Origin of the sequence: Paenibacillus agaridevorans (genome assembly GCF_018604145.1) — a bacterium.
GTDB classification, from domain to species: Bacteria; Bacillota; Bacilli; order Paenibacillales; family Paenibacillaceae; genus Pristimantibacillus; species Pristimantibacillus agaridevorans.
The window spans coordinates 2,362,880-2,377,856 of record NZ_CP075889.1; the positions used below are offsets into that span (position 1 = coordinate 2,362,880).

General features: G+C 44.2%; 13 protein-coding genes. 2 read left to right on the forward strand and 11 right to left on the reverse strand.

What is annotated here, in order from left to right; genetic code table 11:
* Nucleotides 1–490 precede the first annotated feature (490 nt).
* The 10 genes from ltrA to KJW29_RS09720 all read right to left on the reverse strand — a co-directional run bounded on the left by ltrA (nt 491) and on the right by KJW29_RS09720 (nt 10,749).
* Nucleotides 491–1,222: a group II intron reverse transcriptase/maturase gene (gene ltrA / locus KJW29_RS09675; protein ID WP_246608669.1), complete on the reverse strand. Its 732-nt coding sequence runs from the start codon at nt 1,220–1,222 to the stop codon at nt 491–493.
* 783 nt (nt 1,223–2,005) lie between these two features.
* A complete protein-coding gene (locus KJW29_RS09680) occupies nt 2,006–2,491 on the reverse strand; it encodes a redoxin domain-containing protein (protein ID WP_246608670.1) in 486 nt (161 codons plus the stop codon).
* 246 nt (nt 2,492–2,737) lie between these two features.
* Nucleotides 2,738–3,451: a cytochrome c biogenesis CcdA family protein gene (locus KJW29_RS09685; RefSeq protein ID WP_214629631.1), complete on the reverse strand. Its 714-nt coding sequence runs from the start codon at nt 3,449–3,451 to the stop codon at nt 2,738–2,740.
* A gap of 58 nt (nt 3,452–3,509) precedes the next feature.
* Entirely contained in the window at nt 3,510–4,238 is a 729-nt protein-coding gene (locus KJW29_RS09690) for a ZIP family metal transporter (RefSeq protein ID WP_246608671.1), read from the reverse strand.
* Between the two features lie 4 nt (nt 4,239–4,242).
* Nucleotides 4,243–4,719, reverse strand: a complete 477-nt coding sequence (lspA, locus tag KJW29_RS09695; protein WP_214629632.1) for a signal peptidase II — start codon at nt 4,717–4,719, stop codon at nt 4,243–4,245.
* A 398-nt stretch (nt 4,720–5,117) separates the two neighbouring features.
* The gene (locus KJW29_RS09700) at nt 5,118–7,280 is read right to left on the reverse strand and encodes a heavy metal translocating P-type ATPase (protein ID WP_425517511.1); all 2,163 of its coding nucleotides are present in this window, start codon (nt 7,278–7,280) and stop codon (nt 5,118–5,120) included.
* Complete coding sequence (locus KJW29_RS09705) at nt 7,267–7,635, reverse strand: ArsR/SmtB family transcription factor (protein ID WP_214629634.1); 369 nt, start codon at nt 7,633–7,635, stop codon at nt 7,267–7,269. The genes KJW29_RS09700 and KJW29_RS09705 overlap by 14 nt, the downstream gene beginning before the upstream one ends.
* Before the next feature lie 75 nt (nt 7,636–7,710).
* Nucleotides 7,711–9,120, reverse strand: a complete 1,410-nt coding sequence (gene lpdA, locus KJW29_RS09710; protein ID WP_214629635.1) for a dihydrolipoyl dehydrogenase — start codon at nt 9,118–9,120, stop codon at nt 7,711–7,713.
* 40 nt (nt 9,121–9,160) lie between these two features.
* On the reverse strand, nt 9,161–9,799 hold the full coding sequence (locus KJW29_RS09715) for a cadmium resistance transporter (protein ID WP_214629636.1): 639 nt from the start codon (nt 9,797–9,799) through the stop codon (nt 9,161–9,163).
* A gap of 281 nt (nt 9,800–10,080) precedes the next feature.
* Complete coding sequence (locus KJW29_RS09720; RefSeq protein ID WP_214629637.1) at nt 10,081–10,749, reverse strand: class I SAM-dependent methyltransferase; 669 nt, start codon at nt 10,747–10,749, stop codon at nt 10,081–10,083.
* A gap of 495 nt (nt 10,750–11,244) precedes the next feature.
* Here KJW29_RS09720 and KJW29_RS36730 point away from each other — a divergent pair, with 495 nt between their 5' ends.
* Together KJW29_RS36730 and KJW29_RS09730 are read left to right on the forward strand one after the other, a co-directional pair.
* Entirely contained in the window at nt 11,245–11,442 is a 198-nt protein-coding gene (locus KJW29_RS36730; RefSeq protein WP_425517554.1) for a DUF4158 domain-containing protein, read from the forward strand.
* A 125-nt stretch (nt 11,443–11,567) separates the two neighbouring features.
* The gene (locus KJW29_RS09730) at nt 11,568–12,533 is read left to right on the forward strand and encodes a hypothetical protein (protein WP_214629638.1); all 966 of its coding nucleotides are present in this window, start codon (nt 11,568–11,570) and stop codon (nt 12,531–12,533) included.
* A gap of 452 nt (nt 12,534–12,985) precedes the next feature.
* On the opposite strand, the gene KJW29_RS09735 is transcribed toward KJW29_RS09730, so the two are convergent.
* Complete coding sequence (locus KJW29_RS09735; RefSeq protein ID WP_214629639.1) at nt 12,986–14,977, reverse strand: C40 family peptidase; 1,992 nt, start codon at nt 14,975–14,977, stop codon at nt 12,986–12,988.

Here is a 14,977-nt window from a genome sequence, read left to right on the forward strand (position 1 = left end):
GCTATTCCGCCCCTATACTCCGCATCTGTACTTTCATCCTTACGGGATTTCCGCTTGGATTTTTCCATTGGCATCGGAGTCGTAGGTTCCCACGTTCCGAACAAAAGCCTGTGCTACGTTCACGCCGCCTTCATGCCGGCCACCATCTGGACAGTAAACAGTTTTCCTCCAGACTTATCCCGGGCCAACGACTCCCTCCCGGTTTTGATGACGGCCCTACGCTTTCGACACTTTATCAGCCATTGACTTGTGTTCGTCTCCGTAGCACTCACCTGACAGAGTCTCGCCCTGCCTTTTCCTTAACGCTCACCACCGACGGCTTTTGACCGCAGCAGCTTAAGGTGGTTTGAAGCCTCCGCCTGTACAGCGGCTCCGAGGGGCCCTCCCTCATCTTCTGTTCAGCATTGCTTGGCTCTTACGCGCCGCGCATTCGTGGCGCACAGTCGTCCGCATAACGCGTTAGTTCTCCATGTCCGCTCCCATGTCGTTCCTACAGGATGTCGAAGTAATTGAGGTAAATGTTCGCAAGCAGCGGAGATATTACCCCGCCCTGCGGTTTTCCCAAATCTGAGCGCCTTACCGTCCCCTCTTCCATCACTCCCGCTTGTAACCACTTCCGAACAAGCTTCAATATTCGTCTGTCACTGATTCGCATTTCAACCAGTTTCATAAGCTTCTCTTGATTGATGTTGTCGAAGTAGCCTTGGATGTCAACGTCGATCACCCAATTCCCTTTGCGGTTGCATGCCTTCCGGATTCGATCGAGCGCCCCCTTCGCACTTCGCTTCGGACGGAATCCAAACGAGGATTCCTGAAAATCCGCTTCAAAGATCGGTTCCACGACTAGTTTGGTTGCCATCTGTATGACACGATCTCGGACGGTCGGTATGCCAAGCGGCCGCATTTTCCCATCTTTCTTCGGGATGTAATGCCGCCGAACAGGCTGTGGGTGGTACCGTCCCTCTTTTAGGAGCCGATGGCATTCAAGCAAGAAGAAATATTCTCCTTGTCTCTCGATATCCGAAAGTGTTTTGCCGTCGACACCAGCCGACCCTTTATTGGCTTGCACCCTGCGCCATGCTTCCCACAAGATGTCCATCCGGTAGACCTTGTCATACAGGGCGTGGAATCTGCGCTTCTTGTTATCCTTGGTCGCATGACCTAGTTTCTCTTGGAGTTGTTGAACGTTTTCCTTTGGTGTTGTTAGCCGATTGGCATTCACTGACTCGTACCTCCTTAAGAAACGTGTACAAAGCAGGGCCCCTTCCCTCCCGCAGGTTATGTTGTCCTGTGGTTCTTCGGTACTAAGAGCCCCTCGGACTCCCTTCCTGCAGACCGCTCATTTCACCTTCCGGACTTATAAAGTGCCTCTTTACGATTTTTTTTCGTTCAGGGAAGGGCATCCCCAGTTCACTGCATCCTCTTTCATACCATGCCGATCCCCTTACGCCGGAGGTTTCTTCGCTGTCGCTCCAAGTTCTTAACAGCTTCCGTGGCCTTTATCCAGTTGTTCGAGATTCGGCTTCCTCTCTTCCCTCTTGCGAGGCCTTTTTGAAGACGCGGCAGGATTCACTTTATGTTACGGCCTGGTATGTTGCTCGCCCTGTCTCCGACAGGTACTTTCGTCGATACGCTTCTACACGCAGATTTCGCCGTATGCAGGTATCCTAGCTACGCGGGGACTTGGCTCTTCCCGCGACCGGACTTTCACCAGCTAGAAGATGCGTGCCTCTGGGCACGCAATCAACCATAAAGAGAAACCGAGCTCAAAGAACTCGGCTTCTCTTCATTTATTGCGCCATACTGCCGATTATCTGACCCATCATACCTACAACGAAACTCAGCCTCGTTATTAATTGGCGGGGTTACCTGCCGAGGACGTCACGCATGTATACTTCTCAATCTACTACTTTATTTTCACCAAAAAAAAAAATATGTTGATATTATCGCGCCAATCATGAATCACTCAATAACCTTTCCACTCTCGCATTGATATCACTTTCTTTCATACCTCCAACGAAAATTTCATTATCGTTCCATCTGCTTTTACGAAGTAGGTTGTTGGGTAAGCCTTTAGACCGTATCGTCTTTCAGTTGCCTTTTCCCGATCACGTAAGATGGTGTTCTCTAATTCAAATTTTCTTAAGAAATTCTTAACAGTTAAATCATCTTCACTTAAATTAATCGCAAGTACGTTTAGCCCCTTACTCCCCCACTTTTCATATTGACGTTGAAACTCGGGCATTTCCTTAACGCATGGAGGACAAAAGGTTCCCCAAAAATTAATAATATACGGTTTTCCTTTATAATCGGATAATCGGTGTACGTTCCCTTCCATATCAGTCAATTCAAACTCTGGAGGCTCTCCACCTACTTGCGGATAGTTATTTGTTTTAATAAATGTCTTACCAATTGCAAATCCGCCTATCACTAATACGACAATTAGAATGGAAATTTGTATGAATTTACGATTTGGTCCTATCAGCTTCATTACCGTCACCCCTTAAATCCTGTTATTTTATTGCATCAAAATGAACGGTTATGAATATACACCTACCCATCCTTAAATTAATGTGAATGCCATCATCTTAGTAAACGTATCCTCAATTTATTGATTGAAAACAGCTGTCACCATAAGCTTGTTAATAGTTGTTATCCTCAAACTTTCAACCATTATATGTGTGGATCTTTTCTATCACGAGCAAAAATCATTACACTCCTTTTCTATGAAACGTAATTAAAACCCGGTAAATCCTCCATATAAACGAATCAGCAATATGGTGATCTCGGTCATTTGGTCTGTATATAAGAGAATCGCAATTAATAACATCAAGGCGCCGCCGATTTTTCTTATCAACTGTGTATAGTTGTTTATCCATTTTAATTTTCCGATAAAAAAGGCCATAATGAAAAACGGAATTCCAAATCCCAGTGTATAGGCTAATACATAAAACAATGATTGTTCGGGGCTTGTTGCACCGAGAGCCAAAATTGCAGAGAAAATAGGTCCAATGCACGGTGTCCATCCTGCCGCATACGTAATCCCAACAAAGACGGAACCCAAATAACCTGCAGGCTTGTTTTTTAGTTCAAAGCGTTTTTCTTTCATTAGTACACTAGGTTGAAAGACGCCGAGCATAAATAAACCCATCAGTGCAATCAAAACCGCACCTAATTGACGGATCAGGTCTTGATAATTTGAAAAAAAGTCTCCCAGCAGGCTAGCTGACAAGCCTAATGCAAAGAAGATAATTGAAAAACCAAGAAGAAATAATAGTGTATGTAGTAATGCTTGATGCTGAAACACACCTTTCTTTCGGACCAATTCTTGCGTGGAAACTCCAGTTATATAAGATAAAAACGAAGGGTATAATGGGAGAGTACACGGGGAAATAAATGATAAAAAGCCGGCTCCGAACGCCAGCCACACTGTAAGATTTGCAGCAATCAAATAAAACACCTCACTTTAAAGTTAATGCAGGGATGGTACTAATAAATTTGTTCCCCAATTAAGCAAGAAATATAGAATAACGCCGTAAAAAAAACGAAGACGTAAGACGGTTGCCGGCAGAATTAACAGCGGGAAGCAAAACAGTAGCTGCCACATAAATAAAAATTCCAGCGGAAAAGGCAATCGCTGCTGCGGCAATTTGTTCACTTGGCAAATATAAATCTGAAAGTAAAGTTGCTGTAAAAGCACCTGCAACCGTCGAGACTCCTAAGAGCAAATCAGCTAACAATGCTTTGTTTCTATCTCGTGTGAGAAGAAAAATAATGGACGAAATCGTAATTCCGTCCGGGATTTTATGGAGAAGTACAGCGATAAATACTGTGATTCCAAGATGTAAGTCTTTCGTAAAACTGGATGCGATCGATAACCCATCAAAAAAAGTATGGATGAGCATACCACCCATCGCTCCTATTGCCGAGCTTTTAACACGTTGATGTACATGGATTTCCTCCCCGAAGTGAAAATGGCACGACACATAATGCAGAAAAAAATATATTGCAAGCAGACCAATCAGAACAAACACCGGACTAGAGGAATCATGTTTAAGCGAATCCGGGATGAAATCCAAGTTGGCAATGGCAATCAATAGACCAGCGCTTAAAGCCATCAACGCGTGCAGTCCCCTGAGCGACCAATTACGTTTAAACAGAAAAATGAGACCGCCCATCACATTGGCTGCCGCCGCCAGCAATACATAAAGCAAACTACTCCAATTCAGTACAACCACCCTATTACTCTGGCAACGTCTGACTCGATCTAGCATTTGTTCTGGATGCCCACAGCGTATCGATCAATATCATAACGACACCTGTCGAGATAAAGACATCAGCCATATTAAACACTGGATAATTGATAAACGTAAATTCCAGCATATCTATGACTTCTCCATGAAGAGCACGATCTATAAAATTCCCCAGCGCTCCTCCAAAAATCAGGGTTAACGCATTGGCTAGGAATTTTTGCTTGCGATAGATTTTGTACAAGTAAATGATAATACCAACAAGAACAATAGCGGTCACCACAATTAAAAATAGCCGCTGGTTTTGCAAGATGCCAAACGCGGCCCCCCGATTTCGACTGGATGTCAGTTGAATAAAATCCGGAATAAGTGGTATCTTTTGACCAATATCCATATAAGTCGCAACACTCCATTTGATCAACTGGTCAACGGCAAAGGCGACAATCGCAACGATATAGTAACGAAGCACATGTACACATCCTTTCAAGTAAAGCCGAGTCAAGGGCGACGCCCCTAACTCGACATAAATGTTCACTAGCGGACATCAGGTATCCTTGTCTTTCGTAAGGTCCCTTAGGACGGTCAAAATCATTTTATTCACGGGGAAAGCACTAGATAGGCCATAAAAATTACGAAGACAACCGTTAGAAGCGGTTTTTCTTCAGAGGTAACTTTCAACTGTTCCGATGCCACGTCTCCCGCTGACTGAATTAGCATTTGAACCTTATCTGCGTGTACTTCGAAGCCTACTGAAATAATAAGGTACAATATAAGATTGTCGATAGTGCAAATCTCACCACATCATCCTCATCACCATGTAGGCTCTTAATAGTGGGCAAGGTCTTTTCGTGGACTGCTATCGATCCTTTATTCTTTCACGCGTATGAGTCGCAAACCGTTTAACGCGACCAGGAGCGTTGCGCCCATATCGGAAAGAATGGCAATCCACAGCGTTAGCCAACCCGGAATAACGAGCAGCAAAGCAATCAATTTAATTGTGAGTGCAAAGGTGATATTTTGTTTAATGATGCTGAGTGCATTTCGGCTTAGTTTTATCGCGAATGGCAGTTTCCTTAAATCGTCACCCATCAACGCTACGTCTGCCGTTTCCAACGCTGTGTCTGTGCCGGCTCCGCCCATGGCGATGCCAACCGTTGAAGCAGCCAGCGCAGGGGCATCATTGACGCCATCCCCAACCATGGCTACGTTCCCGTAATCAGATCGCAATTGTTTAATAAAGTCCAATTTGTCCTGTGGCAGCAGTTCGGCCTGTACATCCGATACACCGACATGTCCGCCAATGGCAGTTGCCGTACCCTTGTTGTCACCGGTTAGCATAATGGTTTTTTTGATGCCAAGCTGGTGCAACTTTTGAATAACTTCCTTACTCGATTCACGGACTTCATCCGCTACCGCGATCACCGCGAGAATTGCATGATCAGTTCCGACAACCATGGCCGTCTTGCCCTGGTTTTGCAGGGTTGTAACCAACTGCTCCTGCTCGCTGCTGAACCGAGTTGTTGGCAGTTCCTTAAAGAGTTTAGGATTTCCAATGTAAAACGTCGTTCCGTTGACAATACCTTTAATGCCTTTGCCTGTAATGGAAGAAAAATCTTCAACCCTGACATTAGAATACGAAATGTTTTCTTCTTCGGCTTTTCTCATAATGGCTGAAGCAAGAGGATGTTGGGAACGGTACTCTAATGCAGTAATGACGGACAATAATTCCGATGCATTGGTCTCCTTGCTAAATACGTTGAAATCCGTTACAACAGGGACCCCTTTTGTGAGCGTGCCGGTTTTATCAAATGCAATGGCCTTTAAGGCTCCCATTTCTTCGAGGTAAACGCCGCCTTTGATAAGGACGCCCTTTTTGGCAGCATTTCCGATTGCCGAAACGATGGAAATTGGAGTCGAAATAACGAGTGCACAGGGACAGCCAACAACCAGAACAGATAAGCCTTGATAAATCCATGTTGCCCAGCTTCCATCAAAGAACAAAGGGGGAATGACAGCGACTAAAGCTGCCACGATCATGATGATTGGTGTGTAGTACTTCGCAAATTTATCAACAAAGGCTTGCGAAGGAGCTCGTTCACCCTGGGCTTCCTCGACTAGGTGTATAATTTTTGCAATAGTTGTATCATCTACGAGCTTTGTTACTTTAACTTCAAGCAAGCCTTCTTCATTTAACGTACCGGCAAAGACGTCGTCATCGACCGTTTTTTCAACCGGCACGGACTCACCAGTAATCGCTGCCTGATTAACGGCGGAGTAGCCACTTACAACCACACCGTCCATGGCGATCTTTTGACCGGGTTTCACGATCATGATGTCGCCAACAGCGATGCCATCCACATGAATCATCATTTCTTGCCCGTTCCGTCGAATCAGAGCTTCTTTTGGTGCGATGTCCATTAAGGAACGAATCGATTGTCTTGCCCGATCCATCGAGAATCGTTCAAGGGCTTCACTAATGGCAAACAAAATTACGACGATCGCGCCTTCGGCCCATTCCCCAATGATCGCTGCGCCTATAATGGCCACGGTCATCAGGGTTTTCATGTCAAATTCAAATCGCAATAAGTTCTGAAAACCAACTTTAAAGAGCGAGAATCCACCGATGATGATCGAGGCGGCAAATAACAAGGAAGTGATCAGGTTTTCTTCACCATTTACATACTGGGAAAGATAACCGAAACCAACCAATAATACTGCATTCAATAATGTGCTGTGTTTTTTATAAAATGGCTCTTTAACTTCCTTTTTGACTTCTTGTGTTACTTCCCGAACAGTTTTTTCCGGGTTCACCTTAAGATTTTCAAATGCACCGGCTTTCTCCAGTTCTTCAATCGTTGCATCACCGTAAACGGCAATTTTTGAAGCGCCAAAATTCACTTTCGCATCTTGAACGCCCGGCAGTTGCTTTACATTATTCTCAAATTTCCCGGCACAATTCGCGCATGTGAATCCTTCAACCCGGTATACATTTTTGCTCTCTAATGGTTCCGCTGCTTTACTCAACGACAACAACCTCCTTCTGATGCTCAATGGCGAGCCTAATCATTTGTATAAGCCGTTCATCTTCCAGTGCATAAAAAACAAGTTTTCCTTCTTTGCGGTACTTCGCAATGCCCATGTTCCGCAGTAGCCGTAAATGATGAGAAGCAGTTGCCATTGTTGAGCCAATAATATTGGCAACATCGCAGACACATAACTCGTCTTCATTGCACAGTGCATAGGCTACCTTCAGCCGCGTATGGTCAGCAAGCAACTTGAAGATTTGGGCCATATCCAGAAAATCATATTTGTTTAGCTTTTCCTTAACCCGATTGACCTTATGCTCGTCATAACAAAAGATATCGCACGTATCAACGCGCTCCATTGGAATCACCTCAATCTAATATTCATTTGATTATTATATATTCCTAAGTCAGTGGATTGTCAAAAATAAATACAATTAAATATGAATGGGGTGGCCAAGGGCAACTTCCGCAGCTTCAGCGGACAACTCCCCAAGTGTCGGATGCGCATGAATCGTGAGAGCTACATCTTCCATAGTCGTTCCCATTTCTATCGCTAAGGCAATTTCAGGAATCATGTCAGACGCGTTGGTACCGACGATCTGCCCACCAAGGATCAACCCTGTTTTCTTATCGCCAACAAGCTTAAAAAATCCCTCAGAAGCGCTCAAAGAGAGAGCTCGCGCATTAGCCGCGAATGGAAACTTGCCGACCATGACCTCAAATCCCTGTTCCTTAGCCTCAGGTTCGCTAAGTCCAACGGAGGCAATTTCTGGATCGGAAAAGACGACGGCAGGTATTACTTTATAATCGAACACGCTTGGCAGACCTGCAATGGCTTCGGCAACAACTTTCCCTTCGTATGACGCCTTATGTGCCAGTGATGGTCCGGGGATAATATCACCGATCGCGTAAATATGTGGGATAGTCGTTTGCCCCGAATCATTCACCTCGACGAGTCCGCGTTCATCGATTTTCACTCCGATCCTGTCGAGACCGAGCTCCCCGTCAGTGTTTGGCCGACGGCCGACCGTCACCAAAACGTAATCTGCGGTTACTTGTTTTTGCTCGCTATTTACGGTAAATGTGACGGTAATGTCTTTATCCGTTTGCACGGCTGATTGAGCCATAGCTCCCAAATAAACGGTTGTACCAAGGGAATCCAGATGTTTGCTCACAATTCTGGTAATGTCTTTCTCAAATCCGGGCAGTATCGATGGCGTGCCTTCTAATACCGTTACTTGCGATCCAAACTTAGCGTACATTTGCCCAAGCTCAATGCCAATGTAACCTCCGCCGATTACAATCAAATTCTGGGGAATCTCAGACAAGCTCAACGCCTCGGTCGATGACAAGATACGGCCGCCGTACGGGAATGGTTTTAATTCGATCGGCCGGGAGCCAACGGCAACAATACATTGATCAAACCTATAACGAAGTGTTTCCTGATCATTATAAACACGCGCTTCCCGGTCATTAATGAAAAGCGCCTCTCCTTTGAAAACCGCGATTTCGTGCTTTTTAAACAAGGATTGAATACCGGTTTTAAGACGATTCACTACTTTGGACTGTTTCCACTGTTGAATCTCCGAAAAATTTACCTCTACGCCGTTGGCCTTTAACCCAGATATTCCGCTTTCCAGCATACGTTCATACCGATGTGCCGCTGAAATCAGCGCCTTGGACGGCACGCAGCCGCAATTGAGACATACGCCGCCGAGCTCCGACTTTTCAACCAACAATACTTTTTTGCCAAGCTGCGCAGCTCGTATCGCAGCAACATACCCACCGGAACCGCCGCCGATCACCAACAACTCGACGTGCTGACTTGCATCACCTACTACCATTTTGTTTCCCTCCAGTTCGTAATTTCGATTGTCATTAACATTACCCAATCAGCCTCATTACATATGCAAATGAGTCACCGTGCAACATAATGGAAATACCTAAGATAATAAAAACCACAGGCACGATGACACTACCGTATTTCTGCAGAATCTTTAGTATGGCAGGGAGGCTTGCAAGACGATAACCCAGGAAACACCATACTGCTACCATAACGAAGAAAACTATCGCGATGTAGAACAAGGACGCATTGCCCTGGGTCGTAAAATACGGGATATAGATCCCCAGATTATCGCCACCGTTAGCGAATGTAATCGCCGCTACTTTACTGGTAAGTGGCCCAAAAAAATGATTGTTTGAAGCTTGAGACTTTACATCACCCAATTTTTCAAGGGCTTCCTCCGCCTCGTCTTCCTCCTCCTTTTTGAAGAACATTCGAACACCAAGAAAAATAGGTATCAAGCCCAAAAACCCGGCCCACTCCGGTGGTAGGAACGTAAATCCGAAAGCTCCAAGTAAGCTGAGTATAACCAACAAACCAAACCCAATGTACTGGCCTAGAACAACTTGCGTGTGCCGCGCTTTCTCGATCTGCGCGAAAAAGATCATAAGTATAAAGATGTCGTCAATATTAGTGACTATAAATGTTCCTATAGCAGTAAGAATTGAAGTGATCAACATTTTTGTTTGTTCCTTCCATACGAATTTAAGTTTTCTTTTTGTCTACATTTTTCTTAAACTATGGATCTCATATCTTTGGTTCGCGAAAAAGGGCCCCTCCCCTCTCATACCCATGAATCATGAAAAGCACACCGTGGACAAATAGAAATTGATTAGGTCGACCATTCATGGTTGGTTTAGTGTAAATGTCGGTTTCTGACATTTACATTAAAATGATTATTTGATCATTATCGCATTACTGAGATTTGTTTAAGTTGTCATAGTCCTGCTATTGTAAATAATTACATCGTAATTTTCTTCGCTTTGTATAAAGAAAGGGTTCCGTATACTGTCATGAACCTATCCGTCTCTTTAGATCTAGCAAACCCGGCTTTAGTCATAAGTTGCGGTAAGAGGCCATTTACGTTATCTGCTGTCGTCATGAATCCATCGAGGATTTGAATGGATAGGTATGCAATACGCATGAGCCAATTTTGTGCCTTCCCCCAATCCGCTATATGAAGTTCACCAAGTGGTTTAAGTACACGGAAAATTTCTTTCATCGTTCGGAGTTTATTTTCTAGAGTTAAATGATGAAACATAAGACTTGTGACAACTCGATCAAGTGATTGATCAGGGTAGGGCAGATCGAACGAGATTCCTTGATCAAACACTATTTCCAATCCCATTTTTGCAGCTTTTTTCTCTGCAATCTGGAGAACTTTAGGATCAATATCAAGTCCGGCTACCTCAGATTTCGGGTAAGTCTGTTTCGTAAGGAGAGTTAATGTGCCAGTCCCGCATCCAAGATCTAGCACTCGTTGGCCCGGATCAACTTGAATTTGCTTAATTAGTCGGTTCTTGAAGGCAGCTTCCCTCATCGTCCAACGTAGAATCGGATCATAAAGAGAAGTAAGCCAATGAAATCGTAGAGCAGGAATAAAATCGGTTTCGCTATCTCCTTTATTCATCTTTCCTTCCTCCTTCACCTGGCCGCTGGGGCTACGGAATACCATGCTAAACCATGATTTCTGTTAAATAGACGAGATGATATTTTCGACAAATATTATTATCCCAAGGGATAGATTGAACCACCTCGGCGTCACAAACACATAACTCGTCTACTTCGCTGAGGACATTGCAATTTTCATTCTTGCTTCGTTAGACAACACATGAAACCTTTTTCTTTCGCGCTCATATCTTCACCCAACATTCAAACCTTTATTTGATTATTATCATCATAATACATTTCCTTTATACATTCAAACAAAAGTTTGATTGTTTCTGAAAAACATGGAGAGACATCATTAGGTCAGAAATATCTAAGTTCCGAAAATTTTTTTGGAATTGGAAATATAGTGTTCTTTGGGTGATGAATTGCAGGAATACACTGAGTAAATCTATACAGATTTACGACATATGTTCCGATACTCACGCTTATAGGAACTTTATTCGGAGGGGATGACATCAAGCGAAATTGGGAACTAGATGAGCTAATCGAGCATTTCACAATACTGCCGAACGAGATGAGTCTGATCGAGAATAAGACCGGGGAAACCAGAATTGGATTTGCCGTGCTACTCAAGTTTTTTCAAAATGAAGCTCGTTTTCCAACTCATAAGTACGAAGTTCCCAAAGCGGTGATCTCGTACATTGCAAAGTAAATTTACTCTGAGCCGGAATTATATGCTCAGTACGATTGGACTGGTCGTTCGATCACATACCTCAGAACTCAAATCCGGGAATTCTTCGGCTTTCGCGAAGATACGATAGAGGACGCTCAGGGGAAATGACAGATTGGCTATGCCAACATGTTCTGTACCACGTTCATGAACTTGAGCATTTAAAGGAACGCGTGTACCGTCGATTTCATGAATTAAAAATCGTGCCTCCTACATCGGACCGCATTGAGCGCTTGATCCGTTCAGCCCTTCACACCCATGAAGAATCCTTCTTCCAGGGGACGTATCAAAAGCTCCCTTCCACAACTTTAGCTCAGTTAGACTTTCTGATTGATAGCATTTCGTATTTAGAGATTGACGAAGAAGAAGCCGCCAGTGATGGCAGCACCCAAATATCATTTAATGAGTTAAAGGCAGATCCTGGTCGTGCTGGGGTGGATAGCGTGCTGAAGGAAGTTAACAAATTGCGGACAATTCGCATTTTGGAGCTTTCGGATGATTTATTTCGAAACATTCCACATAAGGTGCTGAAAAAGTACCAGCAGCGCGTTTCTACTGAGGATCTACGCGAGCAGCGTCGACATCCCGATCCGATTCGATATACGCTGATGTCAGCTTTCTTTTGGTTACGCTGCATAGAAATATCGGACAGCCTGGTAGATCTACTTATTCAAATTATTCACCGTATCGGAGTACGCGCCGAACGAAAGATCGAAAAGGAAATTCTGAACGATCTACGACGAGTTAGCAACAAGTACGGTATCTTATTTAACATGGCGCAGACTGCCATCGAGAATCCTGCTGGAATCATTAAAGATGTCCTGTACCCAGTTGTAAACGAACAAACACTAAAAGATTTGGCCAAAGAATTTAAACATACTGGACCGGCATACCGCGAAAAAATTCTTACGGTAATTCGCGCCTCCTATGGCAGTCATTACCGCCGGATAGTTCCAAAAATACTTAGTATTCTAGATTTTCGTTCTAATAACGATGTTCCCCGTCCGGTTATCCTCGCACTCGAGTTAATCTGGCTATTACTGATGCGCAAAATGAATATAACGAGGTTATAAATAAATTCCCATTTAATCCAAGCGTTTGCGGGTGGTGTCAGCTACGTTGGTACTACCCGATGTACGGATGAAAGCGAAATAACCTCGATATTATTCCAGTCAGTAAGGTAACTAAATGATGGAGCAGCTTATAGGCACGTAGTGAATTTTTGAAGATTGAGCTAGCTAAAAACGTATAAGACAGCGACAGTCTAGGACTTTATTTACTCGTCCTTGGCTGTCGCTGTTTCAATTTGCAGGGCAGTCTAAAACTCGTTATTCGAAAAGCAAATTGGGATAAAGTCATTCAATCTGATACATTATTTTCTGCTGACAGCTGTATTTTTCTTTCTATGCTATATATCCTTTTTTTGCTTTCCAATGCAATGCTTCTAACTCGAAGAGATTTTTAGTTGGTTAATAATAGGGGCTCAAATGCGTCACTTCTGAAATAAGAATATTCAATTCTCACCCTAAATATGCGGTCTTCCAAACATCACTTGCTTATCCGAATCAAACAGATTGCGATACACAACCTGCCCCCGACTTGAGGAAGCATCCACCACTTTTCCGTTCCCCGCATAAATTCCAACGTGGGTAATATCCATAAATCTACCGTTGCGCTCGTAACTCCAAAATACAAGATCGCCAGGAACCAAATCAGCCGCGCTTACTGTCAAGCCATTCTCAATGCTGTATCGGGCCTGTTCTGCAGCGGTACGTGGCAGGTTGATATCAAGCTGTCGATAGACCCACTGAACAAGATAGCTACAATCTGTAAAGTCATCCTGTCCGGCCTTCGGTTGGCTGTATGGATCTCCTAAACGAGTTAGCGCCAATTTGACGGCTTCGCTGCCTAGTTCTCCTTCTGGCAAATTCTGCTCAACATTCTCAAGTTGCCCCGACGATAAGCCAATATCCGTTTCTTTGCCAAGCATCGCAAGCATGAGTGGCCTAAACTCCCCAGACATCATTTCCTTCAGGATTTCCATCTGTTCATTCGTAAAGTGGTAGGAATCGGCCTGTTGCTCTGCAGTTTTGCTCGTAACGGTAATATACAAAATGTGCTCATATCTGGTAGTCGTCTCTTCACTGGTACTCCCCTCTTCATTTTCTACCGTAACGGTATCCGTATGTTCAATCGTTTCTACACGGGTTTCCAGTTGATTCATGTCCCAAAACACAGAATGGATGATACCGATCCTTGTTGCATCAAGTGTGGCCACATCCACTCCGTCTTCGGAGTCCATGACAGTCTTCACGGCAAAGACGGCTATAACATCCATCCAATTATCTACTCGTGTGTTGTCCGCGCTGCGGGGGTAATGAATTTTCACCCTGTCTATATGGTCAGCGGATTGCTGTATTTCTGCCAGTCGGTCGGCAAACTCAGTATCCAGTTCTTGAACGATTTGGGAAAGCAACTTTACATCGGCATCCGTGTTTTCACCGGAAACAAAGATTCCGAAAGGAGAGGAAATAACAGCAGCTAATGCCATTACAATGCACAGCACTACAATAACTGTGCTGCTGACCCCCAAAAGAGCAGCTACCCCTTTGACAAGCAGCGCGGCTACTTTTACGACCATTTTAATGATTCGAATATTTAATCGCGCAGCAGCTTGCGCTCTTTGAAGGGAACGGCGGGCAGTCATCACCATCTGTGCAGTTTGCTGAGCTGTCATGCCGCTATTCATTTTCTCTTCCGCTTGATTACCAGAACGGCTTTTAACCTGTTCTAGCCGTTGTCCCGTTTTTGTAAATGGCGATAGTGTTTTGAACTTCCATTCTTTACGTTTGATTGTAAAGTTTGCTCGCTTGGATCTAGCGGCAGGGATATTGGATGATGGTTGCCTGATTTGCCGTTTCTTCAAGTTAACGGTTGGGCGATTCCCGCGTACATTTGCAGAACGTGATACCGCGGAGGCTGATGTTCCTTTTTTCCCGGCTGGTTCTTGAAGTCTACTTCCTCGATGTAAGTTTCGGTCAGGAACGCTATCTTTGCGAGAAGGATACAGAAGCCGAGCGTTAACCCGGCTTCGTATGAAACGCTGTTTTCCTGATTGATGATTAGATGACAAGAGATATTTTCCATCTATCGCCTTACAGAGATGCAACCTGCGGGCAAGTCGCAATTGACGTGTTCCCGAAGGCTTAGTAATGATTACTGTGGGATTCTGCCTCACTACCGCATTATCCCCTGACATTGTCCTCTTTTTTTGAATGAGCCTTATCAACCTTTTACCAACAACCACACTCATACCAAATTGAGCCCGTACTGTTTTGTCAACGGTCGACGTAGAATGGTACTGCGCATATTCAAGTGGAGATTGTGAAGTCGTCTTGTCCTTGTCTTTTGGCTGTTTTGTATGGGCACTCACATGTTTTACTCGATTCATCACATTCGGCATTCTGTCAAAATGTTTAATATCTTTCACAACAGCCCTAGTCTTAATATCCTTCAT

Bases quoted from the DNA above. Each gene is read 5' to 3' on its own strand.
- KJW29_RS09680 (WP_246608670.1), bottom strand. From the start codon at position 2,491: ATGAAGCTGATAGGACCAAATCGTAAATTCATACAAATTTCCATTCTA.
- KJW29_RS09705 (WP_214629634.1), bottom strand. From the start codon at position 7,635: ATGGAGCGCGTTGATACGTGCGATATCTTTTGTTATGACGAGCATAAG.
- lpdA (WP_214629635.1), bottom strand. From the start codon at position 9,120: ATGGTAGTAGGTGATGCAAGTCAGCACGTCGAGTTGTTGGTGATCGGC.
- KJW29_RS09715 (WP_214629636.1), bottom strand. From the start codon at position 9,799: ATGTTGATCACTTCAATTCTTACTGCTATAGGAACATTTATAGTCACT.
- KJW29_RS09720 (WP_214629637.1), bottom strand. From the start codon at position 10,749: ATGAATAAAGGAGATAGCGAAACCGATTTTATTCCTGCTCTACGATTT.
- KJW29_RS09730 (WP_214629638.1), top strand. From the start codon at position 11,568: ATGACAGATTGGCTATGCCAACATGTTCTGTACCACGTTCATGAACTT.
- KJW29_RS09735 (WP_214629639.1), bottom strand. From the start codon at position 14,977: ATGAAGGATATTAAGACTAGGGCTGTTGTGAAAGATATTAAACATTTT.